Origin of the sequence: Nocardia neocaledoniensis (assembly GCF_003182135.1) — a bacterium.
Lineage (GTDB): Bacteria > Actinomycetota > Actinomycetes > Mycobacteriales > Mycobacteriaceae > Nocardia > Nocardia neocaledoniensis.
Genome location: NZ_QGTL01000018.1, coordinates 42,753 through 66,127, shown reverse-complemented (window position 1 = coordinate 66,127; position 23,375 = coordinate 42,753). Strand labels below are relative to the sequence as shown.

The window sequence follows — 23,375 nt, the reverse complement described above, 5'->3', positions numbered from 1 at the left end:
CCGGACAGGACCGGCAGAAAAGCCGGAGTCATCCGGTGATGTGGAGGTACGGAGAAGTTGTCGGCCGACAAGAATCTCGCTGAGCAGGCGCGGAACGGGCGGCTCGCCGATCCGGCGGGCGAACTCGGCGCGAACAGCCCGGCGGAGCTGACGGCGCTGGCGACGGGACGACCGTTCGACCAGGCCAGGGCCGAGGCGGCGGTCAGGGAACTGCTGCTCGCCGTCGGCGAGGACCCGGACCGCCCCGGCCTGCTCGACACCCCGGCCCGGGTCGCCCGCGCGTACCGGGAGATGTTCGCCGGGCTCTACACCGAGCCCGACGAGGTCCTGGCGACGACCTTCGACGAGGGCCATCAGGAGCTCGTGCTGGTCCGCGACATCCCGATGTTCTCCACCTGCGAGCACCACCTGGTCTCCTTCCACGGCGTCGCGCACGTCGGGTACATCCCCGGCACGCACGGCCGCGTCACCGGCCTGTCCAAGCTGGCCCGCGTCGTCGACCTCTACGCCAAGCGCCCGCAGGTGCAGGAGCGGCTGACCAGCCAGATCGCCGACGCCGTGATGCGGCGGCTGGATCCGCGCGGCGCGATCGTCGTCGTCGAGGCCGAGCACCTGTGCATGGCCATGCGCGGCATCCGCAAGCCCGGCGCGAGCACCACCACCTCGGCGGTGCGCGGCCTGCTGCAGACCAACGCCGCCTCGCGCGCCGAGGCGCTGGACCTGATCCTGCGCAAATGAGCCGGCACCTGGTGACCGCGCGGGACGGCCGCTCGTGTGTGGTCATGGGTGTGGTGAACGTGACCGGGGATTCGTTCTCCGACGGTGGCCGCTATCTCGATCCCGAGCTGGCCGTCGCGCACGGCATCGCGCTGTACGAGGCGGGCGCCGACATCGTCGATGTGGGCGGTGAGTCGACCAGGCCGGGCGCCGACCGCGTCGACCCCGCCACCGAGGCCGCCCGGGTGGCGCCGGTGATCCGCGCGCTGGTCGACGCGGGCGTGCCGACCAGCGTCGACACCATGCGCGCCGAGGTCGCCGCGGCCGCCCTGGACGCGGGGGTGTCGGTGATCAACGACGTCTCCGGTGGCCGCGCCGATCCGAACATGGTGAAGGTCGTGGCCGAGTCCGGCGCGCCGTGGATCCTGATGCACTGGCGGGCAGGCGCCGACTACCGGCACACCGGCCCGGCCGATCACTACGACGACGTGGTCGCCGAGGTGCGCGCGGAGCTCGGCGCCCAGGTGGAGCTGGCCGTCGCCGCGGGCGTCGCGCCGGAACGCCTGATCCTCGACCCCGGCCTCGGCTTCGCCAAGAACGCCGAACACAACTGGGAACTGCTCGCCGCGCTGCCCGAGCTGGTCACCGAGGGTCTGCCGATCCTGATCGGCGCCTCCCGCAAGCGGTTCCTCGGCGCGCTGCTGGCCGACGCGTCCGGCCCGCGCCCGCCGGACGGCAGGGAAACCGCCACCGCCACCGTCTCCGCGCTGGCGGCGACGCACGGCGCGTGGGGTGTGCGGGTGCACGATGTGCGTGCCTCGCTGGACGCGATCGCCGTCGTCGACGCGTGGCGCCGCGCCACCGCCGCCCGAGGAGTCTCCCGATGAACTCACCGCTGCTGCCCCCGCCCGCCGGCCGCCCCGCGACCTCGCGCATCGAACTGCGCGGTCTGCGCGTGTTCGGCAGGCACGGCGTCTTCGACTTCGAGCGCCGCGACGGCCAGGAATTCGTCGTCGATCTGACGGTCTGGGTCGACTTCGCGGCGGCCGCGGCCTCCGACGACCTCGCCGACACCGTCGACTACGGCGCGCTCGCCGAGCGCGCGGTGCGCATCGTGGCCGGTCCGCCGCGCGATCTGATCGAGACGGTGGTCTCCGAGATCGCCGACGACGTGATGGCCGATCCGCGGATCGAGGCGGTGGAGGTGGTGGTGCACAAGCCGTCGGCGCCGATCCCGCACACCTTCGCCGACGTCCGCGTGGTCGCCACCCGCTACCGCACGGTGCAGCCGGGGCCGCGTCGATGAGTCGCGCCGTGCTGTCGATCGGGTCCAACCTCGGCGACCGCCTCGCGCACCTGCGCGGCGTGGTCGAGGCGCTGGGGGAGCGCGTGTGCGCGGTCTCGCCGGTGTACACCACGGCCCCGTGGGGCGGCGTCGACCAGGACGACTACCTCAATGCCGTTGTGCTGGCCGAGGATCCGGCCTTCGACGACTACGCCTGGCTGCGCTTCGGCCAGGATCTGGAGCAGGCGGCGGGCCGGGTCCGCGAGGTGCGCTGGGGCGCGCGCACCCTCGACGTCGACGTGGTGAGCTGCACCGATGCGAGCGGCGCCGCCATCGTCCGCGACAGCGACCCCGCGCTGATCCTGCCGCATCCGCAGGCCAACAACCGGGCCTTCGTGCTGGTCCCTTGGCTCGATGTGGAGCCGTCGGCGGTGCTGAACGATGTCCTGATCGCCGACCTGCTCGCCGGTCTCGATCCGGCCGAGCGCGCCGGGGTTGTGCGCACCGACCTCGTGCTGCGCGACGAGAGCGCCCGCCCGTGCTGAAGCCGACCCGGGTCCTCGACCTCGCGCTGAACGTCGTGGTGGCCGCCGCGATCGCGTGGATCGGCACCCGTTTCGCGTATTCGACGTTCCCGTCCATCTCGGTGGCGGCGGGCGCCTCGCTGCTGCCGGTCGCCGCGATCGAGGCGGCGCTCGGGTTCGTCATCAAGGCCAAGATCGCCGAGGAGAAGATCGGCGACGGCCCGAAGGAACTGCATCCGATCAATGTGGCGCGCACGGTCGCGCTGGCCAAGGCCTCGCTGCAGGTCGGTTCGCTGGCCGCCGGCGTGTGGCTGGGATTCCTGCTGTGGGTATTCCCACAGCGCGGCACGCTGACGGCGGCCGCCGCCGATTCGCCGGGCGCCGTGGTCGGCATGTTCGCCGGTTCTGCCCTGGTTGCTGCGGCATTGTGGTTGGAGTACTGCTGTCGCGCGCCGGAGGAACCGCCGGACGAGCCCGCTACCACCTAGCAATTTGCGAATGGAATCACCGCGATCTTTGGTGGGCCGACCAGCAGTTTCCGGCTACCCTGGCCCACATGGTTTCACCCTCCCGTAGCTCAACGCCCCGTCGACGGCGGGACGACGCGGGAAAGCTCTTCATCGGCGTGCTCATCCTGCTCGGTCTGACAGCAAGCGTTTTCCTGATCTTCAGCGAGAACGTCCAATACGTACGCGTGGGCCTGGTAGCGGCGCTGTGGGCAGCCGTGATCGGCGCGCTCGCGGCCACCAGGTACCGCAAGGAAGCAGCGGTCGACCAGGCCAAGGCGCGCGATCTCCAGACGGTGTACGAGTTGCAGCTCGAGCGCGAGATCAACGCGCGGCGCGAATACGAGATGGGTGTCGAGGCGCGGGTGCGCGCCGAGGTCGGCGCCGACGCCTCGGAGATCGCGGCCCTGCGCGCCGAGCTGGCGCTGCTGCGCCAGAACCTGCAGGCCCTCTTCGACGGCCCGCTACCCGAGGAACAGCCCGCTCTGCAGGCCGACGCGGTCCGGATCGACGCCCTGCCCGCCGCCGACTTCGACGCCTTCGACGACGCGGATCATGAATTTCCGGATAGCCCGGTGGATGCCAACGCCGCGTGGTTCGGCCCGTGGCAGCAACCGCCCAGCGCACTGAAACCGGTGTTCATGCAGCCGGTTTCGGCCAACTTCGCCGACCCCTACGACGACCCCGTCACCGCCGAGACCTCCGCCGTCCAGCTCGACGATTACGCGGAGTCGCAGAAGACCGAGCAGGCGCCGCAGCCCGCCGCCAACGGCAAGACCCCGCCGCCGCGCCTCTCTGCGCCGAACACCCGCCGGGTCGACAACGACGGCAACCCCATCGCCGACTCGGAGGCCGACACCAAGGCCACCGCCCCGGCCACCGGCGACATCCCCGCCACGAACGCCCCGGCCACCGGCGACTTCCCGGCTGCTCCAGCCGCGACCGCCGGCACCGGCACGACGGTTCCGGGCTCGGCCACCGACGTGGCGGCATCGACGACGGAAGACGCCCCCGCCCCGAGCAACGGCGCACCGACCCCGACCGGCACGGCCGACCGGCCCGCCGCCCCGAAGCCGAGCGCCGACACCCCCACCGTCGGCACCAGCTCCCGCCGCCGCCGTCGCGCCGAAGAGGAAGGCGCTCCCCGCCTCTCGGTCGCCGACATCATGGCCAACCTGCAATCGGAGTCCAGCTCGCGGTCCTGACCGGCCGGCGCCCGGCTGTGGCGGAGATCATTGCGGCCCCTGGCTGATGGCCAGCTATTCTCGGTGCGTACGTCCGGTACCCGCACGGCGGGACTGGAACGCAATCGAGAGGACAACGTTGACCTCGAGAAGTGTCAATTCCGATGGCGCGAACGTGGGTGTCGACCCAGCGCCCGCACGACTGACGGTGGGAATCGTCTCGGCGGGACGGGTGGGTTCGGCCCTCGGTGTCGCGCTCGAGCGAGCCGGCCACGTGGTGTTCGGTGTCGCCGCGATCTCCGATGCCTCAGTGCACCGGGCACGGACGCGGCTGCCCGATTCACAGATCCTGCCGGTGGAGCAGATCGCCCAGCGCAGTGAGCTGTTGCTGCTCGCCGTCCCCGACGCCGAACTGGCCGGGCTGGTCCGTGGACTCGCCGCGGCGAAGGTGGTGCGCCCCGGCACGATCGTTGCGCACACCGCGGGCGCGCACGGCGTCGGCGTGCTCGCCCCGCTCACCGAGCAGGGCGCCCTCGGCCTCGCCCTGCACCCGGCGATGACCTTCACCGGCCACGACGAGGACATCGACCGCCTCGCCAACGCCTGCTTCGGCGTCACCGCCGCCGACGAGGTCGGTTACGCGATCGGTCAGGCCCTGGTGATCGAGATGGGCGGCGAACCGGTCCGGGTGTCGGAGGAGCAGCGCACGCTGTACCACGCGGCCCTCGCGCACGGCGCCAATCACCTGGTGACGGTGATCGTCGACGCGGTCGCCGCGTTGCGCTCGGCCCTCGACGGGCCCGGCCTGCTCGGTCAGCCCCTGATCGACGAGCAGCCCAACGGCCTGCCCGAACGCCTGCTCGCCCCGCTCGTCTCGGCCGCGCTCGACAACGCGCTGCGCCGTGGGGGCGCCGCGCTGACCGGCCCGGTGGCGCGCGGCGATGTCGACGCGGTCGCCGCGCACCTGTCCGCACTCGAGTCGGTGGACGAGCGCCTGGCCGCGGCCTACCGCGCCATGTCGCTGCGCACCGCCGAACTGGCAAAGACCAATCCGGCCCTGCTGGAGCTGCTCGCCGAGAAAGGCCACTGATGGAACCCAGGCAAGTGCATCACCACGAGGGTGGCGCCAGGGCGACCGGCGCGTACAAGCCCGGCGTGCTCACCGTCCACCACGACCCCGAGGTCCTGGCGACGATCACCAAGACGCTGCGCGGCGCGGGCCGCACCATCGGTTTCGTGCCGACCATGGGCGCGCTGCACGAGGGCCATCTGCAGCTGATCCGCCAGGCGAAGCTGACCAATCAGGTCGTGCTGGTCTCGATCTTCGTCAACCCGCTGCAGTTCGGCGTGAACGAGGATCTCGACGCCTACCCGCGCACCCTCGACGCCGATCTCGAACTGCTCCGGCACGAGGGCGTCGACCTGGTGTTCGCGCCGTCGGCCTCCGACATGTACCCGGAGGGTCCGCGCACCACGATCATGCCCGGCCCGCTCGGCGCCGAGCTCGAGGGCGAGACCAGGCCGACCCATTTCGCCGGGATGCTCACCGTCGTCGCCAAGTTGCTCAACCTCGCGCACGCCTCGGAGGCATACTTCGGCGAGAAGGACTACCAGCAGCTCACGCTGATCCGGCAGATGGTGCGCGATCTGAACATGGACGCGAAGATCGTCGCCTACCCGACGGTCCGCGAGCCCGACGGCCTCGCGCTGTCCTCGCGCAATCGCTACCTCGACGCCACCCAGCGCGAGGCGGCGCTGGGCATCTCGGCCGCGCTGGCCGCCGGCCGCCACGCCGCCGGCCTCGGCCCCGAGGCGGTGGTGCGGGCCGCCCGCGGGGTGCTCGACGCCGTCGACGGCATCGAGGTCCTCTACCTCGAACTGCGCGACTCGAACCTCGGCCCGGCGCCGGAGAACGGCAACGCCCGGCTGCTCGTCGCGGCCAAGGTCGGGACCACCCGGCTGATCGACAACGCCCCGATCGTCCTCGGCGCCCAGCTCGACGGGCACCCCGACGCGAACTCCCTGCCTGCCTCGCAGGCGCACTGAGAAAGGCCACCACGATGTTGCGCACCATGATGAAGTCGAAGATCCACCGCGCCACGGTGACCCACGCCGACCTGCACTACGTGGGTTCGGTGACCGTCGACCAGGACCTGCTCGACGCCGCCGATCTGCTCGAGGGCGAGCAGGTCTGCATCGTCGACATCGACAACGGCGCCCGCCTCGAGACCTACGTGATCGCGGGTGAGCGCGGTTCCGGCGTCATCGGCATCAACGGCGCCGCCGCCCATCTCGTGCATCCGGGCGACCTGGTCATCCTCATCGCCTACGGCCAGATGGACGAGCAGGAACTGCGCGACTACGACCCGAAGGTGGTCTTCGTCGACGATCGCAACCGTCCGGTGGAGCTCGGTTCGGACCCGGCGCACGCGCCCGAGGGCTCCGGCCTGACCTCCCCGCGCTCCCTGTCGTTCGCCTGAGCGCGGCGGGGGGACAGCGATGCTGCTGACGATCGACGTCCGCAACACCGGAATCGAGCTCGGCCTCTTCTCCGGCAGCGGCGACCACGCGAAGCTGGTGCGGCACTGGCGGATCCACACCAATCCGCTGTTGACGGCCGACGAGTTCGCCATGCAGGTGCGCGGCCTGGTCGGTGACGAACTCGACCAGGTTGTCGGCGTCTCGGCCCTGTCGACGGTGCCGCCGGTGCTGCGCGAATTGCGCACCATGCTGGCGCGCTACTGGGCGCATGTGCCGCACGTGCTGGTGGAACCCGGTGTGCGGACGGGCATTCCGCTGCTGGTGGACAATCCGAAGGAAGTCGGCGCCGACCGCATCGTCAACTGCCTCGCCGCGTTCCGCCGCTTCGGCGGTCCCGCGATCGTCGTCGATTTCGGCACCGCGATCTGTGTGGACCTGGTCTCGGCGAAGGGCGAGTTCCTCGGCGGGGTGATCGCGCCGGGCGTGGAGATCTCCACCGAGGCCCTGGTCGAGCGCAGCGCGCTGCGCCGGGTGGAGCTCACCAGGCCGCGCTCGGTGCTGGGCAAGAACAGCATGGAGTGCATGCAGTCGGGCGCCGTGTTCGGTTTCGCGGGCCTGGTCGACGGCCTGATCGACCGCATCCGCGACGAGTTCGACGCCTTCGCCGGCTCCGATGTCACCGTCGTCGCCACCGGGGCAGGCGCGCCGCTGATCGTCCCGGAGTCCGAGACCATCGACCAGCACGAGCCGCATCTGACCCTGACGGGCCTGCGGCACGTCTACGAGCGCAACAAGAAGTAGCGATGTGGCGCAGCTCATTTTCGCCGTGGCGCGCGAGAGCTGCTAAACTCACGCTCGTGTATTTCCGTGTGAGCACCCAGGAGTGTTGTCGAGGCTGACCTGCCTCGATCGTTCGAGGCTGACGTTTTCCCCTCGACCGATTCACACCTCCTGGAGATTCGCTCATGCGTTCTTCTGTCCTTTCCCTTTCCTCCGCGCGCGACCGTAGCGTGGCTTCCGCGTTGCCGACCCGCCTGCGCCCCGCTGACCTGCTGCGTCTCACCGACGAAGGCGCCGAAGACGTCCTCGCGGGCCGCTACGACCATCTGCTGCCCGCCGACGGGCTCTGGCCGACCGAGGAACGCTGGGCGACCCGCCTGATCGCCGACGACGAGGTCGATGTCTGGCTGATCAGCTGGACGCCGGGAAAATCCACGGAATTGCACGATCACGCCGGTTCGCTCGGCGCGCTCACCGTCCTGTCCGGCGCACTGTCGGAATTCCGCTGGAATGGCACCGAGTTGCGCAGGCGCACGCTGGCGGCCGGCGATCAGGCCTCGTTCCCCATCGGCTGGGTGCACGACGTGGTGCGCGCGCCCGCCGCCGCCGAATCCGTCGGTCCGCTCGATCCCACGCTGAGCGTGCACGCCTATTCTCCGCCGCTGTCGGCGATGTCCTATTACGAGGTGACCGGCCACGGCACGCTGCGCCGCACCAAAACCGTCCTCACCGACCAGCCCGAAGGTGACCTGTGATGAGCCGTTTGACTATTGATCAGATGCTCGAGAACGCCCGTGCCGAGCTGCGCAGGCTCTATGTCTACGACCTGCCCGCCGCATTGGCCAGGGGCGCGATTCTGGTCGACATCCGCCCGGCGGCGCAGCGGGTTCGGGAAGGTTCACTACCCGGCGCGCTGGTCATCGAGCGCAATGTCCTGGAATGGCGGCTCGACCCGACCTCGTCGGCGCGTTTGTCGCTGGCCGTCGACCACGACGTGGAATGGATCATCTTCTGCTCCGAGGGCTACACCTCGTCGCTGGCCGCGGCGTCGTTGCAGCAGCTCGGTCTGCACCGGGCCACCGATCTCATCGGTGGATATCAGGCGCTGAAGTCGGCGGGGATGACCTCGGTCGCCGTCGCCGCGCCGCATTTCGCCCGCGAGCTGAATGCGCTCGCCGCGCTCTAGCGCGTACCGCGCCGCGGCGCCGGTCCGAGTTGCCCTGTCCACGTGCGGGTTCGGGCGCCGCTGAGCTGGGATTGTATTTCGGTTGTGTGACGTGGATTGCACTGCGCCGAGGAATGGTCGGGGCGTCGTCGGCCGACCGCCGAGATCGGTGCGGGCGGGGCGCATAGCATTTGCGTGACACGCTACTGTTATCGGATGTGAGCACCCCTAACCCCGCCGAAACCGGCCGCGCCGTCAGTTCCGCCGTGGACAGTGATGTCCCCGAGCAGATGCGGATTCGCCGGGACAAGCGGGAACGGCTACTCGCCGACGGCGGCGAGGCCTATCCGGTGGTGGTGCCGCGCACCCACACGCTGGCCGAAATCCGCGCCGCCTACCCGGATCTGGAGCCCGATACCCAGACCGGTCTGCAGGCCGGGATCGCCGGCCGCGTCATTTTCGTCCGCAATACGGGCAAGCTGTGTTTCGCCACCCTGCAGGAGGGCGACGGCACCAAGCTGCAGGCGATGATCAGCCTCAACGGCGTCGGCGCCGATGCGCTGGCCGCCTGGAAGTCCGATGTCGACCTCGGCGACTTCGTGTACGTGCACGGTGAGGTCATCTCGTCGCGGACCGGCGAATTGAGCGTCATGGCCGACTCCTGGTCGATGGCGGCCAAGTCGCTGCGGCCGCTGCCGGTGGCGCACAAGGAGATGAACGAGGAGTCGCGCGTCCGGCAGCGTTATGTCGACCTGATCGTACGTCCAGAAGCCAGGGAAATGGCCCGCACCCGCGTGAACGTGGTCCGCGCCCTGCGCAACGCGCTCGAGCGCCGCGGCTTCCTCGAGGTCGAGACCCCGATGCTGCAGACCATCCACGGCGGCGCCGCCGCGCGCCCGTTCGTCACCCATTCCAATGCGCTGGACATGGAGTTGTTCCTGCGTATCGCGCCGGAGCTGTTCCTGAAGCGCTGCGTGGTCGGCGGCCTGGAGAAGGTCTTCGAGATCAACCGGAACTTCCGCAACGAGGGCGCCGACTCCACGCATTCGCCCGAGTTCGCGATGCTGGAAACCTACGAGGCTTACGGCACCTACGACGACTCGGCGACGATGATCCGGGAATTGATCCAGGAAGTCGCGCAGGAAGCATTCGGCACCCTCGTGGTGACCCTGGCCGACGGTACGGAATATGATCTCGGCGGCGAGTGGACGACCGTCGAGATGTATCCGTCCCTGTCGGAGTCCATCGGTGTCGAGGTGACCCCGGAAACGACTGTGGAGGAATTGCTGGCACTCGCCGATCGGGTGGGTCTGGAAATTCCGGCGGGCAAGGGCTACGGGCACGGCAAACTCGTCGAAGAACTGTGGGAACACGCGTATGGCGACAAGCTGTACGCGCCGACTTTCGTCCGGGACTTCCCGGTGGAGACCTCGCCGCTGACCCGCCAGCACCGCAGCAAGGCCGGCGTCACCGAGAAGTGGGACCTCTATGTGCGCGGGTTCGAGTTGGCAACGGGCTATTCGGAGTTGGTCGACCCGGTGATCCAGCGCGAACGGTTCGTCGATCAGGCGAGGCTGGCCGCCGCGGGTGACGACGAGGCGATGGTCCTCGACGAAGACTTCCTCGCGGCGATGGAACACGGCATGCCGCCGACCACCGGAACCGGTATGGGAATCGACCGCTTGTTGATGGCACTGACCGGTTTGGGAATCCGGGAAACGATCCTGTTCCCTATTGTCCGGCCGAGTAGTCGCTGACCAGTAGATTTGCGAGCCGAAGGGCTCGTGTTGGAATTTTCGTAATTAGAGGTATTCTTGCCTCGGGTATTCGGCCTGGAGGCAGGCTTGACGATTTCGAGAGGACGTTCATCTCATGGCAAAGAAGGTCACCGTTAGCCTGATCGACGATGTCGACGGTGAGTCCATCGCGGACGAGACCATCGAGTTCGCTATCGACGGTGTGTCGTACGAGATCGACCTGTCCGAGGCCAACGCGGCCCGGCTGCGCGAAGGGCTGGACGAATGGGTCGCCAACGCGCGTCGCGTGAGTGGCCGTCGCCGGACGAAGGCGGCAGGCGCCCCCGCTCCGCAGGGCAAGAGCCGCGTTTCCATGGACCGGGAACAGAGCGCCGCAATTCGTGAATGGGCTCGTCGCAAGGGCCACAAGGTCTCCGCTCGCGGCCGCATCTCGGCCGATATCACCGAGGCTTACAACAAGGAAGTCGGCAAGGCCTGAGCTCGACCGCGGTCCGGGATCGCTTCGGCTCGATCCCGGACCGGCCTCGCGGAGCCGGTGCCCACTCCGGTCGGGGCAGGCGACGGGTCTCTCTCCTGGAGATAGACTGATGTTCGTGCGCAAGGATTTTCAAGTCGGCCGAGGCCGGCCATCCGACCTGGTCCGGCGAGTACATGGGTGACTCGTCGGGCGGGGGCGAGCGCGCACGAGTACGGCCGGATTCGTGGAGAGGCGGGATGACGCTGTGACCGCGATGGCCAGTTCTTTTCTCCGGTATACCGATGACACGGGGCGCCAGCACGAATTGTCCTTGGACCCGGAACGGCAGCGTTTCACCATCGGCCGCAATGTGCAGGCCGATCTCGTCCTCGGTTGGGACGCTGAAGTCTCGAGACTGCACGCCGCGGTGGAATATCTCGGCGCGCACTGGACCATCGTCGACGACGGACTTTCCCGCAACGGCACCTTCGTCAACGGCGAACGGCTGATCGGTCGCCGCCGCCTCAGTCCGGGCGACCGTATCCGGGTCGGCACCACGCTCGTGCACTTCTTCGATTTCGGCGGCGTCGTCGACGACGCGACGCACACCTCCTCCGGCTCGATACCCACGATGCGTTCGCTCACCGATACCCAGCGCGCGGTGCTGATCGCGCTGTGCCGTCCGTACAAACACGGCACCGGTTTCGCGACGCCCGCATCGAACCAGCAGATCGCCGAGGAATTGTTCCTCTCGATCGACGCGATCAAGACCCATCTGCGCGCCCTGTTCGCGAAGTTCGGGGTGGAGAATCTGCCGCAGAACCAGAAGCGCACCCGGCTGGCCGCGCTGGCGATGCAGAGCGGGATGATCTCCGACCACGACCTGTGAGGTCGCGACGCTCACGCAGGTTCGTGAGCGTCTGAACGATGTCGGCGCGGCGCGTGACACGGTTGACTTGGTCGTAACGCCGGAGCGGGGCTCCGGGACGACGAGTCAGGAGACATCATGTTCGCAGTTCGGCTGGCCGCCATCGTGCTGGCGGTGCTCAGCACCGGGCTGATCGCCGGCGTGTTCTACGCCTACGCGATCTCGGTGATGCCCGCGCTCGCCCGGACCGAGGATCGCACGCTGATCGACGTCATGCAGAAGGTCAACGTGGTGATCATCAATCCGTGGTTCATGCTCGGGTTCATGGGCACGGTCGGATTCACCGCGCTGGCCGCGGTGCTGAGTCTGGGCGCGCAGCACCGCGGCACGCTGGTCTGGCTCGGAATCGCGTTGGCGCTCAACGTGATCGCCTTCGGTGTCACGGTCGCGCTGAACGTGCCGCTCAACGACGCGCTCGACGCGGCGGGCGACCCGGCGGCGATCGTCGACGCGGCCGCCGTACGCGCCGACTACGAGGCGGCGTGGGTGCGCTGGAACATCCTGCGGGCCGTGCTGCACACCGCGGCGTTCCTGGTGCTGTGCGGCGCGCTGTTCGCGGCGGGCGTGCAGCAGGGCAGGGCCAGCGAGCCGGCCACCGGTGCGGTTGCCGCACAACCGGTTTCGCAGCCGATTGCGGCTCCGCAGGCCGGTGGCTACGGGGCCGCACCGTACCGGCGTTGATGGCAATCGGCCAATAGTGCCGCGCGAACACTAGAACGTGTTCCAGAATGCTGAGACACGTTCTAGTGAGGAGTCGTCGCATGCGACGTAGTTCGAGATCGTTGCTGGTACTTGCCGCCGCCGCCCTGCTGACCTGGGCGAGCGCGCACACCGCCGCCGCCGAGGCGTATCCGGTGGACTACAACTTCTTCGCCGGCATCGCGCCGGAACTCACCAACCCCGGCGGGTCATTGCCCGGCGCGAACGACCCGGACTGCGTGCCCTCGGCCGAGCATCCGAATCCGGTGGTGCTGCTGCACGGCACCGGCGGTGGGGCGCAGACGAATTGGGGCGTGTACGCCCCGCTGCTGGCCAACGAGGGGTACTGCGTGTACTCGCTCACCTACGGCTCGTACGGGCTGCCGTGGCCGGTCTCGGCGATCGGGGGCATGCGGCCGATCGAGCAGAGCGGCCTCGAGGTGTCGGCGTTCGTCGACGACGTGCTCGCCCGCACGGGTGCCGCGAAGGTCGACTTCATCGCCCACTCGCAGGGCAACATCGTCGGCAACTACTACATCAAGCGGCTCGGCGGCGCGGCCAAGGTCGACAAGCTGGTCGGCATCGCCCCGCCCTGGCTCGGGACCAACGCCTTCGGCGCGGGCGACATCGCGGCCTACAGTCGCGCCCTCGGCGCCGGTCCCGCCTTCGACGCGGTCTCCTCGTCGCTGTGCCAGGCCTGCGGGCAGATGTTCAGCGGCTCGCCCTTCATGACCGCCCTCAACGCCGACGGGGTGTACAGCCCGCAGGTGACCTACACCAACATCGTGACCTCGATCGACGAACTGATCATCCCGTACACCTCCGGCCTCGTGCCCGGCCCGAACGCCACCTCGATCGTCGTCCAGGACGGCTGCGCCCAGGACTACTCCGAGCACATGGCCATCGCGGGCAGTCCGCGGGCGGCCGGACACGCGCTCAACGCGCTCGATCCGGCCAGGCGGGCGCCGGTACCGTGTGAGTTCGTGCCGCCGTTCACCGGCTGAGCCGTCACCCACCCGACATATTTCGCTGTAGGCAAAACTCGCGGGGAAACGAATGCCGCGACGTGCGCGTTATGAGTGAATGACCATGTTGCCGCCGGTCATCAATAGGGTGGACCGGCGGCGGCGGAATCCCCTGCCAACTAGAGTGGATGGCGGGGGCCGCAACCCCCGGGCTTCATGGCAGGCTGACGGCGACAGTTGTCGGTCGGCGTCAGTTGCCAGAATGTCGGAGCAGGAGAGTGAGGGAGCGATGTTCGAGAGGTTCACCGACCGCGCGAGGCGTGTCGTTGTCCTGGCCCAAGAAGAGGCCCGGATGCTCAACCACAACTACATCGGCACCGAGCACATCCTGCTTGGGTTGATCCACGAGGGCGAGGGTGTGGCGGCGAAGTCGCTGGAGTCCCTTGGCATCTCGCTGGAGGGTGTGCGCAGCCAGGTCGAGGAGATCATCGGTCAGGGCCAGCAGGCGCCGTCCGGTCACATCCCCTTCACCCCGCGCGCGAAGAAGGTGCTGGAGCTGAGCCTGCGCGAGGCGCTGCAGCTCGGCCACAACTACATCGGTACCGAGCACATCCTGCTCGGCCTCATCCGTGAGGGCGAGGGCGTCGCCGCCCAGGTTCTGGTCAAGCTCGGTGCCGACCTGAACCGCGTCCGCCAGCAGGTCATCCAGCTGCTGTCCGGGTACCAGGGCAAGGAGCCCGTCGAGGGCTCCGGTTCGCGCGGTGAGGCGGGCACGCCGTCCACTTCGCTGGTGCTCGACCAGTTCGGCCGCAACCTCACTCAGGCCGCCCTCGAAGGCAAGCTCGACCCGGTCATCGGCCGCTCGAAGGAGATCGAGCGCGTCATGCAGGTGCTGAGCCGCCGCACCAAGAACAACCCGGTGCTGATCGGTGAGCCCGGTGTCGGTAAGACCGCGGTCGTCGAGGGCCTGGCGCAGGCCATCGTCAACGGCGAGGTCCCCGAGACCCTCAAGGACAAGCAGCTCTACACCCTCGACCTGGGTTCCCTGGTCGCGGGCAGCCGCTACCGCGGTGACTTCGAAGAGCGCCTGAAGAAGGTGCTCAAGGAGATCAACACCCGCGGCGACATCATCCTGTTCATCGACGAGCTGCACACGCTCGTCGGCGCGGGTGCCGCCGAGGGTGCCATCGACGCGGCCTCGATCCTCAAGCCGAAGCTGGCCCGTGGCGAGCTGCAGACCATCGGCGCGACCACCCTCGACGAGTACCGCAAGTACATCGAGAAGGACGCCGCCCTGGAACGCCGCTTCCAGCCGGTGCAGGTCGGCGAGCCGACCGTCGAGCACACCATCAACATCCTCAAGGGTCTGCGCGACCGCTACGAGGCGCACCACCGGGTGTCCATCACCGACGGTGCCCTGGTCGCCGCCGCGACGCTGGCCGATCGCTACATCAACGACCGGTTCCTGCCGGACAAGGCGATCGACCTCATCGACGAGGCGGGCGCGCGCATGCGCATCCGCCGGATGACCGCGCCGCCGGACCTGCGCGAGTTCGACGACAAGATCGCCGACGCCCGCCGCGAGAAGGAGAGCGCGATCGACGCGCAGGACTTCGAGAAGGCCGCGCGCCTGCGCGACAAGGAGAAGCAGCTCGTCGCCAAGCGTGCCGAGCGGGAGAAGCAGTGGCGTTCGGGTGACCTGGACGTCGTGGCCGAGGTCGACGACGAGCAGATCGCGGAGGTGCTGGCCAACTGGACCGGTATCCCCGTCTTCAAGCTCACCGAGGAGGAGACCACCCGTCTGCTCCGCATGGAGGACGAGCTGCACAAGCGGATCATCGGCCAGGAGGATGCCGTCAAGGCCGTCTCCAAGGCGATCCGCCGCACTCGCGCCGGCCTGAAGGATCCGAAGCGCCCCTCGGGCTCGTTCATCTTCGCCGGTCCGTCCGGTGTCGGTAAGACCGAGCTGTCCAAGGCGCTGGCGAACTTCCTGTTCGGCGACGACGACGCGCTGATCCAGATCGATATGGGCGAGTTCCACGACCGCTTCACCGCCTCGCGTCTGTTCGGTGCCCCTCCCGGGTACGTGGGCTACGAGGAGGGCGGCCAGCTCACCGAAAAGGTGCGCCGCAAGCCGTTCTCCGTGGTTCTGTTCGACGAGATCGAGAAGGCGCACCAGGAGATCTACAACACCCTGTTGCAGGTCCTCGAGGACGGCCGTCTCACCGACGGTCAGGGTCGTACGGTCGACTTCAAGAACACCGTGCTGATCTTCACCTCGAACCTGGGCACCTCCGACATCTCCAAGGCCGTCGGCCTGGGCTTCACCCAGTCCAACGCCGAGGGTTCGAACTACGAGCGGATGAAGCTCAAGGTCAACGACGAGCTGAAGAAGCACTTCCGGCCCGAGTTCCTCAACCGCATCGACGACGTGATCGTCTTCCACCAGCTCACCAGCGAGCAGATCGTGCAGATGGTGGACCTGATGATCGGCCGCGTCGCCAAGCAGCTGAAGAACAAGGACATGGCGATCGAGCTCACCGACCAGGCCAAGGCCCTGCTCGCCAAGCGCGGTTTCGACCCGGTCCTTGGTGCCCGTCCGCTGCGTCGCACGATCCAGCGCGAGATCGAGGACCAGCTGTCGGAGAAGATCCTCTTCGGCGAGATCGGCGCAGGCCAGACCATCACGGTCGACGTCGAGGGCTGGAACGGCGAGGGCCAGGGCGAGGACGCCAAGTTCACCTTCGCGGGCAAGACGAAGCTGACCAAGGCCGCCGCGGGCGACGACAAGCCCGAGGTCGTCCTCACCGGAGCCGGCGAGGGCACCGCGCCCGACGCCGCCGCCTCCGGCGAGTAACCGGCTGACCGAGAGAGCCCGCCCCTGGAATTCCAGGGGCGGGCTTTTTCGCGTTCAGTGTCGCTGGAAGGGTGTCATGACCGGGGCGAAGGCGTCGGCCAGCTCGCCGGGGACGATCAGTTCGTCGATTCCGTAGCGGGCGTGGTGGGATCGAAGGGTGTCCATGGCGTCCTCGGGATCGCCGGGCAGTAGCGTCGCGGCGCCCGCGTCGCGCAGTTTCTCCGGTGTGTAGCCGAGCCGGGCCGTCAGCCAGGTCGGCATCTGGTCGCCGATGCCGACCAGCTGGAGGGTGAAGCGCACCTCGCGCTCAGTGTGCTCGGTGACCGTGCCGACCATGCGCGCGAGGTCGTCGACGGTGGCGTCGGGTGCGGCGGCCAGCAGCACCCGATCGGCGACGGCGGCCGCGGTGACCAGTGCGCGCGGACCGTTCGCGGCGACGACGACCGGCGGCGCCGGGTCGACCCGCGCGCGCACCGCCGCCACCGTCGCGAGGAGGTGCTCGCGGCGTTCGGCGGCCGACCCCCAAGGCATGCCGAGACTTTCGGCTTCGTGCTCGGCATCGGGGCGGCCGGTGCCGATGCCCAATTCGAAGCGGCCGTCCGAAAGCAGTTGCAGCGCGGCGACTTCCCGGACCGTGGCGGCGGCGGTGCGCAAGGGCGCTGCCAGGACATTGGGCCGCAGCCGCAGCGTCGTCGTCACCGCGGCCGCGGCGGCCAGGACGGGGAGCGGCGACGGGGTGTAGAGGGTGTCCGGCAGCAGCAGGGTGTCATATCCCCGCTGCTCGGCGTCGACCACCGCGCGCGTCCACTCGGTCCCGGACCGAGGAGTCAGGATGATGCCGAATCGCATGGCTGCTCCTAGCTCTTCTTGCGCGGTTCGGTGAGGACCGCGAGCCTGCTGCGGTATTCGGCCTCGCTGATCTCGCCGCGAGCGAATCCGGTGCGCAGCGCCTCGATGCCGCCGCCGCGGTGGGCGTATCGCCTGCGCGCGAGGAAGATCAGCGCGACCACGGTGATCCAGAACAGCAGCGCCAGCCGCCGTCGTAATGGTCGGCCAGCAGGGTCAGTGTCGTGGTGGTGTCGAAAGTGTTCATGTCCTCAGCCTGCTCGCGCAGGCGGCCGCAGACATCGGCCGCGCGACTCGATCCGGGGTACGTCAGCGGGCGTAGCGCGTGCTCCCGGCCGGCGAATCACCTTGGTACCGTGAGGCGGTTGGAGGTGTGTGGTGACGCTGATCGAATCCGGTGCCGATGGCCTCGACGAGGTACTCGCCGCGCTGCAGTGGCGGTATACCGGACGCGACGAGTTCGTGCTGGCCGACGGTGGAGTGGCCCATCTCGCGGGCGAACCGGTCGCCCTGCTGGTGCTCGACGGGCTGATCCGCGTCGACGGGCTGACCGCCACCCGCGATCTGGCGACCGGTGACTTCCTGTTCGTCCCCCGCCCCGAACGGTTCGCGATCGTCGCGCCCGCGGCGTCGACCGTGCTGTGCGTGCGCCTCACCTCGATCGGCGCGGACAGCGTGCTGGCGGCGCTGCCCTCGCGGATCTAGCTCACCGACCTGCCCGGGCAGGTGCCGCTGGTGGCGACGATGTTCGGCCACCTGGTGCAGGAGTGCCCCGACCCGGCCGGCGTGCAGGGCGACCGGGTCGTCACCCTGATCGCGTCGATGGCGATCGAGAACTGGTACGCGCGCGGCTGCGCGCCGGAGCAGTGGTTGCTGCGGGTCGACGAGCCAGGGGTGGCGCGGGCCGTCGCCGCCCTGCACGCCGATCCGGGCAAGGACTGGACGGTGGAGGCGCTGGCCAAAGTAGCCCTGGCGTCTCGCTCCGGGTTCGCCGCGCGCTTCCAGGCGGCGACCGGACTCACGCCGGGGCGGTACCTGACGCGCCTGCGCGTCGAGCGGGCCCAGCGTTTCCTGGCCCAGCCGGACGCGTCGGTCGGCACCGTGGCACGGCGCCTCGGCTATCGCTCGGAGGCCGCGTTCGGGCGCGCCTTCCGGCGGCACACCGGCCGCACGCCGTCGGAATGGCGGCGCGCGGCCGGGACGTCAGCGGGCGGTGCGGGGTAGCGAACTCCGGATGAGGACGCCGCCGACCAGCGCCGCGATCGCGGCCAGGGTGTAGGTGGCGGTCAGCCCGATGCTGTCCACGCCGAGCCCGCCGACCGCGGAACCTAGGATGATGGCCAGCTGGAACCCGCCGACCACCAGTCCGCTGCCCGCCTCCACCCGATCGGGCAGCACCCGCGACAGCCACACCTGGATGACGTTGAGGATCCCGCCGAACGCGGCGCCCCAGATCAGCACCGCGGCGTAGCCGAGGGCCGGCACGGCGGAGGAGGCGATGACGGCGAGCAGCGCGGCGCCGATCGTCGTCGGCACGGCGAGCAGCAGGACGGTCAGATACCGATCGGTCAGCGCGCCGAGCACGAAGTTGCCGATCAGCCCGCCGATGCCGAAGAGAGCGAGCAGCACGGGAATCACCGTCGGGCCCGCGCCGAGCAGTTCGGCGAGCGCGGGCCGGATGTAGGTGTAGCCCGCGAAGTGCCCGCCGATCACCGCGACCACGCTCACCAGCCCCAGTGCCACGCTCGGAACCCGCAGCGCCGCGCCCATGGCGGCGAACCCGACGCCCTTGCTCGGCGCGATCGGCGGCAGCATCAGCCGCGCGGCCACGGCGGCGGCGACGGTGAGCACCGCCGCGACCACGAAGGTGGTTCGCCAGCCCGCGTACCCGCTGAGCAGCACGCCGAGGGGAACCCCGGCGACGGTCGCGACGGTGGTGCCGCCGTTCACGATCATCATCGCCTTCCCGATCCGATCCGCGGGAACCAGCTGGGCGGCGATCACCATCGCCATCGACCAGTACCCGCCGACGGCCACGCCGAGCAGCAGCCGCGCGAGCAGCAGCGTCGCGATGTTCGGCGCCAGCGCCACCACGATGTTCGAGAGCGCGGCGCCGACGGTGAGCACCACCAGCAGCGTCCGCCGGTCCACTCGGGGGAACAACGCACCGAGGCCCAGCGCCGCCAGTAGCGCGGTCAGCGCCGTCACGCTCACCGACAGCCCGACGACGCCCTCGCGTACGCCGAGGTCGTCGGCGAGCACGGTCAGTACGCCGGGTGGCAGGAACTCCGCGGTCACCAGCGAGAAGCTGCCGAGGAACATGGTCAACAGCGCGGGCCACGCCCGGCGCTCGGTCTCCGGTGCCGCCGGGGCGGCCGTCGTCGTTGTCGTCATGCCAGATGCAACAAGGACACGTCCCGCCGTTCCCACCCCAAACGCCAGCGCTGTCGCCTCAAACGCCAGAGGTGGGTCAGCCGAAGTGCTGCAGGAACCCGGACCCGCGTTCGGCCGCGTACGCGAACACGTCCACCAGTCCGTAGTAGTGATGCCGGAGGTACTGCAACCCGTCGTCGCCGTCCCTGACCCAGATGTTGGGGTACAGCCGCGCGGCGTCCATCGCCACCGGGTCGTAGAAGAGCGCCAGCTCGTCGAAGTGGAACTTGTTCAGTCGCCGCGACGCGTCGGCGACGTCGTCGGGGTTCCACGCGAAGTAGGTGTCCCTGGCGAGCGGCCTGCCGGTGTAGAACAGGTCGACGCCGACGCGAGCCTCCGCCAGCAGATACTCCAAGCCCGCCCAGGACTTGTCCAGATACCCGCTCGGCTCGCCCTTCGGGCTTTCCAGCGCATCGAGAAACTCGTCGAGCACCTCTGTCACCGCGCTGATCCGCTCCAGATCCGCCGAGCTCACCCTGGTGAACGACATGATCAACCCCATACGACTCTCCTTGTGTCCGGTGGTGTCTATTCGAATCGGGCCAGGGCCGCCGAATCGGTGGTGGCGGCATGGGTGAAGAAGATGCGCAGCACGTCGTAGGCGTCGCGCAGATAGCCCAGACTCCACTCCTGGTCCCAGATGTCGGGGAGCGCGCCTTCGTCGTCCATCAGCTCCGGCGAGAAGTGCTCGGCCAGGTGGTCGAACGGCGTGGCGGCGAGAACCGCTGCGGCGATGGCGATCTCGTCGGGCGACCAGACCGTGAGGCAGTCCTCGCGGGTGCTCGTCTCGTCCTCGCGCAGCAGGTCGAAGTCGAGGGCCGCGGTCAGCAGGCAGCGCAGCCCGTCCCAGGCCTTGTCGAGGTCGCCGCTGGGCAGATCCTCGCGCCCGTGCAGCGATTCGAGGAGCTCGTCGGCGGCGTCGGGGGCCTCGGCGAGCAGCGCCGCCTCGGCTCGGGTGATGCGGGAGAAGACATAGACCAGGCCCATGGGAACGACGGTCGCAACGGGGCCTTGGCGATACCTTTTCGCCCGCTTGCGGTGGCATTCGCGGGTCGGTGGTTCGGCGTACGGTGGGAATCGTTCATCGGAAAACAAGCACGGGGGTGTGGGTATGACGGATTCCAATCGCTCGCTGATCGCGGTGCTGCTCGACCGGTCCGGGTCGATGCAGACGATCAAGGCCGATACCGAAGGCGGACTGGCCGCGTATTTCGAGCAGCAGCGCGCTGTACCGAAGACGGTCGAGGTCACGCTGGCGCAGTTCGACACCAGCTATGAGGTGGTCTACGCGAACAAGCCGCTGGCCGAGGTGCCGCCGCCGAATCTGGTGCCGCGCGGGGGAACAGCGCTCTACGACGCGATCGGCAAGCTGGTCACCGATGTGGGCGCCGAACTCGCCGCGCGGCCGGAGCACGAGCGGCCGGGCACCGTGATCGTCGTCGTCCTCACCGACGGCCACGAGAACTCCAGCCGGGAGTGGACCAACGAGGCGGTGCGCTCGCTGATCAAGCAGCAGGAGGACCAGTACGACTGGACCTTCCTGTTCCTCGGCGCGAACATGGACGCGGTCGCGATCGGCACGAATCTCGGCATCGCGCCCGGTCAGGCCATCACCTACGCCGCCTCCCCGGCCGGGGTGGCGGGCGCCTTCGGCGCGGCCGCCGCCTACTCCCGCCGCGCGCAGGCTGCCGCGCCGGGCGCACCGCGCGGTGCCTTCACCGAGGAAGAACGACGTGGAGCCAACCCGGGGACATGACCGGGCCGCGGCCGGGCGGCGCACCGACTACTGCCAGCCCGGCCGGACCAGACCCGACTCGTATGCGAGGACGACGAGCTGGGTGCGGTCGCGGGCACCCAGCTTGGTGAGGATGCGGCTGACGTGGGTGCGGGCGGTCGCCGGGCTGAGATAGAGCCGGGTGCCGATCTCGGCGTTGGTCAGGCCCTCGGCCACCAGCGCCATGACCTCCCGCTCACGATCGGTGAGGTCGGCCAGCGCGGCGGGCGGCGGCTGCTTGGCGTGGGTCGCGAACTCCGCGAGCAGCCGCCGGGTGACGCCGGGGGAGAGCAGCGCGTCCCCCGCGGCGACCACGTGCACCGCGCGGAGCAGGTCGGCCGGTTCGGTGTGCTTGACCAGGAATCCGGCGGCGCCGGCGCGGATCGCCTCGAAGACGTACTCGTCGAGCTCGAAGGTGGTGAGAACGACGACGCGCACGTCGGCGAGCTGCGGGTCGTCGGCGATCATCCTGGTCGCGGCGAGCCCGTCGAGGATCGGCATACGGATGTCCATCAGCACCACGTCGGGCACTAGCGCGCGCGTCATTCGCACGGCCTGCTCGCCGTTCTCGGCCTCGCCCACGACCTCGATGTCGTCCTGCGCGTCGAGCAGCGCGACGAATCCGCCGCGCACCAGCGCCTGATCGTCGGCGACCAAAACCCTTGTCGGCCTGCCCGTCTGCTCGCTCATGCGGTGCTCTCCCCGTGACCGGCGGGTCGCGCCGTGCTCTTGGCCGCGGCGTCGGCCGCCGACATCGCCCGCGCCGGCAACCTCGCCGCCACCCGGAACCCGCCGGAGGGGCGTGGCCCGGCGGTGAGCGCACCGCCCAGCGCGTGTGCCCGCTCGCGCATCCCGATGATGCCGTTCCCGCCGGGCCCACCGCGGACCGCGGCGGCGGTGGGACGGGTGTTGTCGACGGTGATGTCCACCGAATCGGGCGTGTAGCGCAGGGTGATCAGTGCGCTCGCGCCGGGCGCGTGGCGCACCACGTTGGTGAGCGATTCCTGGATGATCCTGGCCGCGGCCACGTCGATCACGCTCGGCAGCTTCTTCGGGGTGCCGATGATCTTGGTCTCGACGGCGAGCCCGGCCGAGCGCGTGCGCGAGAGCAGCGCCTCGAGGTCCTCGAGGGTGGGCGCGGGCATGCGCGGCGCCGGGCGCGGCGGCTCGGGCGCTGCGGTGGGCGCGGGCGTCTCGGCCGCGGGCGCGATCTCGTCGACGACGGGTGCGACCGGTGCGCCGCTGCGGATCGCGTGCAGCAGCGTGTGGACCTCGGTGAGCGACTCCTTGGAGGTCGTCTTGATGGTCGCCAGCGCGGCGGCGGCCTGCTGCGGTTTGCGATCGAACAGCTCCAGCGCCACCGACGCCTGCACATTGATGAGCGAAAGACTGTGCGCGAGAACGTCATGCAGCTCCCTGGCGATCGCGAGCCGCTCCTCGCTGGCCGCCCGCGCCTGCTGCGCCTGCGCGTCCCGCTCGGCCGCCTCGGCGCGCTGCCTACGGGCCAGCAGCACCGCGCGCCGCGACCGGATGCCCTCGGCGATGCCGATCAGCACGCCCATCCACGCGAGCAGCCCGAAGGTCTGCCAGGCATCGGTATGTCTGCCGAGCAGGGCGGGTACCGGCCACACCATCAGCAGATAGCCGACGGCGACCACCGGATAGGTCCGCCACCGGGTCCCGTGGACGGCGGCGGTGAGGAAGGCGATGACCAGCGAGAGGAAGATCGGCCCGTACCCGTAGTCGCGCAACACGTAGACGACCGCGGCGAGCAGCGCGACCACCAGCACCGGTTCGGGCAGCAGCCGCCGGAAACCGAGCGCGATCGGACCGGCGAGCAGCAACAGGTACGCGAACGCGTCGAGCGATCGCACGCCGGTCTGGTGCGAGTTGGCGCCGGAGCTGCCCGCGAGCTGGACCACCGCGACCACCGCCGCCAGGCCCCAGTCCATCACGGCCGAGCCACGCTCCCATTTCACAGACGCTCCCACCTCTGTCACCCTATTGCGTGCCGAGC

28 protein-coding genes are annotated in these 23,375 nt (G+C 69.5%); 21 read left to right on the top strand and 7 right to left on the bottom strand.

The genetic code is table 11. The annotated features are described in order from the left end of the window. The first annotated feature begins 147 nt into the window (after positions 1-147). The 18 genes from folE to DFR69_RS31785 all read left to right on the top strand — a co-directional run bounded on the left by folE (position 148) and on the right by DFR69_RS31785 (position 16,305). Positions 148-738, top strand: coding sequence for a GTP cyclohydrolase I FolE (gene folE / locus DFR69_RS31870; RefSeq protein ID WP_110041448.1), 591 nt, complete (start codon positions 148-150; stop codon positions 736-738). Continuing rightward, a complete protein-coding gene (folP, locus tag DFR69_RS31865) occupies positions 735-1,604 on the top strand; it encodes a dihydropteroate synthase (RefSeq protein ID WP_110041398.1) in 870 nt (289 codons plus the stop codon). The genes folE and folP overlap by 4 nt, the downstream gene beginning before the upstream one ends. Continuing rightward, entirely contained in the window at positions 1,601-2,023 is a 423-nt protein-coding gene (gene folB / locus DFR69_RS31860; protein ID WP_110041397.1) for a dihydroneopterin aldolase, read from the top strand. Before folP ends, folB begins: the two co-directional genes overlap by 4 nt. Then, positions 2,020-2,547, top strand: a complete 528-nt coding sequence (folK, locus tag DFR69_RS31855) for a 2-amino-4-hydroxy-6-hydroxymethyldihydropteridine diphosphokinase (protein ID WP_110041396.1) — start codon at positions 2,020-2,022, stop codon at positions 2,545-2,547. Before folB ends, folK begins: the two co-directional genes overlap by 4 nt. Continuing rightward, positions 2,541-3,014 carry a DUF3180 domain-containing protein gene (locus DFR69_RS31850; RefSeq protein WP_110041395.1) on the top strand — a complete coding sequence of 158 codons (474 nt, stop codon included), beginning with the start codon at positions 2,541-2,543 and terminating at the stop codon, positions 3,012-3,014. The genes folK and DFR69_RS31850 overlap by 7 nt, the downstream gene beginning before the upstream one ends. Before the next feature lie 68 nt (positions 3,015-3,082). Next, positions 3,083-4,237 carry a DUF6779 domain-containing protein gene (locus DFR69_RS31845; protein WP_146229477.1) on the top strand — a complete coding sequence of 385 codons (1,155 nt, stop codon included), beginning with the start codon at positions 3,083-3,085 and terminating at the stop codon, positions 4,235-4,237. A 154-nt stretch (positions 4,238-4,391) separates the two neighbouring features. Then, positions 4,392-5,306, top strand: coding sequence for a Rossmann-like and DUF2520 domain-containing protein (locus DFR69_RS31840; protein ID WP_110041393.1), 915 nt, complete (start codon positions 4,392-4,394; stop codon positions 5,304-5,306). Next, entirely contained in the window at positions 5,306-6,262 is a 957-nt protein-coding gene (panC, locus tag DFR69_RS31835; RefSeq protein ID WP_110041392.1) for a pantoate--beta-alanine ligase, read from the top strand. The genes DFR69_RS31840 and panC overlap by 1 nt, the downstream gene beginning before the upstream one ends. A 14-nt stretch (positions 6,263-6,276) precedes the next feature. Next, on the top strand, positions 6,277-6,696 hold the full coding sequence (panD, locus tag DFR69_RS31830; protein WP_110041391.1) for an aspartate 1-decarboxylase: 420 nt from the start codon (positions 6,277-6,279) through the stop codon (positions 6,694-6,696). A gap of 19 nt (positions 6,697-6,715) precedes the next feature. After that, positions 6,716-7,498 (top strand): type III pantothenate kinase, encoded by a 783-nt coding sequence (locus tag DFR69_RS31825; protein WP_110041390.1) that lies wholly within the window; start codon positions 6,716-6,718, stop codon positions 7,496-7,498. A 164-nt stretch (positions 7,499-7,662) separates the two neighbouring features. Then, positions 7,663-8,232, top strand: coding sequence for a cysteine dioxygenase (locus DFR69_RS31820; RefSeq protein WP_110041389.1), 570 nt, complete (start codon positions 7,663-7,665; stop codon positions 8,230-8,232). Next, positions 8,232-8,663 (top strand): rhodanese-like domain-containing protein, encoded by a 432-nt coding sequence (locus DFR69_RS31815; RefSeq protein ID WP_373867100.1) that lies wholly within the window; start codon positions 8,232-8,234, stop codon positions 8,661-8,663. Before DFR69_RS31820 ends, DFR69_RS31815 begins: the two co-directional genes overlap by 1 nt. 269 nt (positions 8,664-8,932) lie before the next feature. Beyond that, positions 8,933-10,399 carry a lysine--tRNA ligase gene (gene lysS, locus DFR69_RS31810; RefSeq protein ID WP_186817471.1) on the top strand — a complete coding sequence of 489 codons (1,467 nt, stop codon included), beginning with the start codon at positions 8,933-8,935 and terminating at the stop codon, positions 10,397-10,399. Positions 10,400-10,514: 115 nt separating this feature from the next. Then, positions 10,515-10,877, top strand: a complete 363-nt coding sequence (locus DFR69_RS31805) for a histone-like nucleoid-structuring protein Lsr2 (RefSeq protein WP_110041387.1) — start codon at positions 10,515-10,517, stop codon at positions 10,875-10,877. A 253-nt stretch (positions 10,878-11,130) separates the two neighbouring features. Further along, positions 11,131-11,745 (top strand): FHA domain-containing protein, encoded by a 615-nt coding sequence (locus DFR69_RS31800; protein ID WP_110041446.1) that lies wholly within the window; start codon positions 11,131-11,133, stop codon positions 11,743-11,745. Positions 11,746-11,862: 117 nt separating this feature from the next. Further along, on the top strand, positions 11,863-12,465 hold the full coding sequence (locus DFR69_RS31795; protein WP_110041386.1) for an anthrone oxygenase family protein: 603 nt from the start codon (positions 11,863-11,865) through the stop codon (positions 12,463-12,465). An 80-nt stretch (positions 12,466-12,545) separates the two neighbouring features. Next, positions 12,546-13,487, top strand: a complete 942-nt coding sequence (locus tag DFR69_RS31790; RefSeq protein WP_110041385.1) for an esterase/lipase family protein — start codon at positions 12,546-12,548, stop codon at positions 13,485-13,487. A gap of 250 nt (positions 13,488-13,737) precedes the next feature. Then, positions 13,738-16,305, top strand: a complete 2,568-nt coding sequence (locus DFR69_RS31785; protein WP_110041445.1) for an ATP-dependent Clp protease ATP-binding subunit — start codon at positions 13,738-13,740, stop codon at positions 16,303-16,305. 54 nt (positions 16,306-16,359) lie between these two features. Here the strand turns inward: DFR69_RS31785 and DFR69_RS31780 are convergent, their stop codons facing one another. Together DFR69_RS31780 and DFR69_RS34710 are read right to left on the bottom strand one after the other, a co-directional pair. Beyond that, a complete protein-coding gene (locus DFR69_RS31780) occupies positions 16,360-17,154 on the bottom strand; it encodes an LLM class flavin-dependent oxidoreductase (protein WP_110041384.1) in 795 nt (264 codons plus the stop codon). Positions 17,155-17,162: 8 nt separating this feature from the next. Further along, positions 17,163-17,315 carry an SHOCT domain-containing protein gene (locus DFR69_RS34710; protein ID WP_167456480.1) on the bottom strand — a complete coding sequence of 51 codons (153 nt, stop codon included), beginning with the start codon at positions 17,313-17,315 and terminating at the stop codon, positions 17,163-17,165. Between the two features lie 214 nt (positions 17,316-17,529). On the opposite strand from DFR69_RS34710, the gene DFR69_RS35445 reads away from it, so the two are divergent. Further along, positions 17,530-17,856, top strand: coding sequence for a hypothetical protein (locus tag DFR69_RS35445; protein WP_244198561.1), 327 nt, complete (start codon positions 17,530-17,532; stop codon positions 17,854-17,856). 39 nt (positions 17,857-17,895) lie between these two features. Further along, a complete protein-coding gene (locus DFR69_RS35440) occupies positions 17,896-18,375 on the top strand; it encodes a helix-turn-helix domain-containing protein (RefSeq protein WP_244198568.1) in 480 nt (159 codons plus the stop codon). Here DFR69_RS35440 and DFR69_RS31770 read toward each other — a convergent pair. From DFR69_RS31770 to DFR69_RS31760, 3 genes are all read right to left on the bottom strand, one after another. Next, entirely contained in the window at positions 18,355-19,545 is a 1,191-nt protein-coding gene (locus tag DFR69_RS31770) for an MFS transporter (protein ID WP_110041383.1), read from the bottom strand. The two genes, DFR69_RS35440 and DFR69_RS31770, sit on opposite strands and share 21 nt — an antisense overlap. Positions 19,546-19,621: 76 nt before the next feature. Further along, positions 19,622-20,086, bottom strand: a complete 465-nt coding sequence (locus DFR69_RS31765) for a YfbM family protein (RefSeq protein ID WP_110041382.1) — start codon at positions 20,084-20,086, stop codon at positions 19,622-19,624. Between the two features lie 26 nt (positions 20,087-20,112). After that, entirely contained in the window at positions 20,113-20,571 is a 459-nt protein-coding gene (locus DFR69_RS31760) for a DUF1877 family protein (protein ID WP_110041381.1), read from the bottom strand. A 124-nt stretch (positions 20,572-20,695) separates the two neighbouring features. On the opposite strand from DFR69_RS31760, the gene DFR69_RS31755 reads away from it, so the two are divergent. Continuing rightward, positions 20,696-21,340, top strand: a complete 645-nt coding sequence (locus DFR69_RS31755; RefSeq protein WP_208644080.1) for a vWA domain-containing protein — start codon at positions 20,696-20,698, stop codon at positions 21,338-21,340. 27 nt (positions 21,341-21,367) lie between these two features. Here the strand turns inward: DFR69_RS31755 and DFR69_RS31750 are convergent, their stop codons facing one another. Both DFR69_RS31750 and DFR69_RS31745 read right to left on the bottom strand, forming a co-directional pair. Continuing rightward, a complete protein-coding gene (locus DFR69_RS31750) occupies positions 21,368-22,048 on the bottom strand; it encodes a response regulator (protein ID WP_110041380.1) in 681 nt (226 codons plus the stop codon). Beyond that, positions 22,045-23,349, bottom strand: a complete 1,305-nt coding sequence (locus tag DFR69_RS31745; RefSeq protein WP_244198560.1) for a sensor histidine kinase — start codon at positions 23,347-23,349, stop codon at positions 22,045-22,047. The genes DFR69_RS31750 and DFR69_RS31745 overlap by 4 nt, the downstream gene beginning before the upstream one ends. Positions 23,350-23,375: the final 26 nt, after the last annotated feature.

Excerpts from the sequence above, each read along its gene's own strand:
- DFR69_RS31770 (WP_110041383.1), bottom strand. The coding sequence starts at position 19,545 with ATGACGACAACGACGACGGCCGCCCCGGCGGCACCGGAGACCGAGCGC.
- DFR69_RS31825 (WP_110041390.1), top strand. The coding sequence starts at position 6,716 with ATGCTGCTGACGATCGACGTCCGCAACACCGGAATCGAGCTCGGCCTC.
- folK (WP_110041396.1), top strand. The coding sequence starts at position 2,020 with ATGAGTCGCGCCGTGCTGTCGATCGGGTCCAACCTCGGCGACCGCCTC.
- panC (WP_110041392.1), top strand. The coding sequence starts at position 5,306 with ATGGAACCCAGGCAAGTGCATCACCACGAGGGTGGCGCCAGGGCGACC.
- DFR69_RS31765 (WP_110041382.1), bottom strand. The coding sequence starts at position 20,086 with ATGGGGTTGATCATGTCGTTCACCAGGGTGAGCTCGGCGGATCTGGAG.
- DFR69_RS31815 (WP_373867100.1), top strand. The coding sequence starts at position 8,232 with ATGAGCCGTTTGACTATTGATCAGATGCTCGAGAACGCCCGTGCCGAG.
- DFR69_RS31785 (WP_110041445.1), top strand. The coding sequence starts at position 13,738 with ATGTTCGAGAGGTTCACCGACCGCGCGAGGCGTGTCGTTGTCCTGGCC.
- DFR69_RS31820 (WP_110041389.1), top strand. The coding sequence starts at position 7,663 with ATGCGTTCTTCTGTCCTTTCCCTTTCCTCCGCGCGCGACCGTAGCGTG.
- DFR69_RS31755 (WP_208644080.1), top strand. The coding sequence starts at position 20,696 with ATGACGGATTCCAATCGCTCGCTGATCGCGGTGCTGCTCGACCGGTCC.
- DFR69_RS31790 (WP_110041385.1), top strand. The coding sequence starts at position 12,546 with ATGCGACGTAGTTCGAGATCGTTGCTGGTACTTGCCGCCGCCGCCCTG.
- DFR69_RS31750 (WP_110041380.1), bottom strand. The coding sequence starts at position 22,048 with ATGAGCGAGCAGACGGGCAGGCCGACAAGGGTTTTGGTCGCCGACGAT.
- DFR69_RS31780 (WP_110041384.1), bottom strand. The coding sequence starts at position 17,154 with ATGCGATTCGGCATCATCCTGACTCCTCGGTCCGGGACCGAGTGGACG.
- folB (WP_110041397.1), top strand. The coding sequence starts at position 1,601 with ATGAACTCACCGCTGCTGCCCCCGCCCGCCGGCCGCCCCGCGACCTCG.
- DFR69_RS35440 (WP_244198568.1), top strand. The coding sequence starts at position 17,896 with ATGTTCGGCCACCTGGTGCAGGAGTGCCCCGACCCGGCCGGCGTGCAG.
- DFR69_RS31845 (WP_146229477.1), top strand. The coding sequence starts at position 3,083 with ATGGTTTCACCCTCCCGTAGCTCAACGCCCCGTCGACGGCGGGACGAC.
- DFR69_RS31805 (WP_110041387.1), top strand. The coding sequence starts at position 10,515 with ATGGCAAAGAAGGTCACCGTTAGCCTGATCGACGATGTCGACGGTGAG.
- lysS (WP_186817471.1), top strand. The coding sequence starts at position 8,933 with ATGCGGATTCGCCGGGACAAGCGGGAACGGCTACTCGCCGACGGCGGC.
- folP (WP_110041398.1), top strand. The coding sequence starts at position 735 with ATGAGCCGGCACCTGGTGACCGCGCGGGACGGCCGCTCGTGTGTGGTC.
- panD (WP_110041391.1), top strand. The coding sequence starts at position 6,277 with ATGTTGCGCACCATGATGAAGTCGAAGATCCACCGCGCCACGGTGACC.
- DFR69_RS31760 (WP_110041381.1), bottom strand. The coding sequence starts at position 20,571 with ATGGGCCTGGTCTATGTCTTCTCCCGCATCACCCGAGCCGAGGCGGCG.
- DFR69_RS31795 (WP_110041386.1), top strand. The coding sequence starts at position 11,863 with ATGTTCGCAGTTCGGCTGGCCGCCATCGTGCTGGCGGTGCTCAGCACC.
- DFR69_RS31800 (WP_110041446.1), top strand. The coding sequence starts at position 11,131 with ATGGCCAGTTCTTTTCTCCGGTATACCGATGACACGGGGCGCCAGCAC.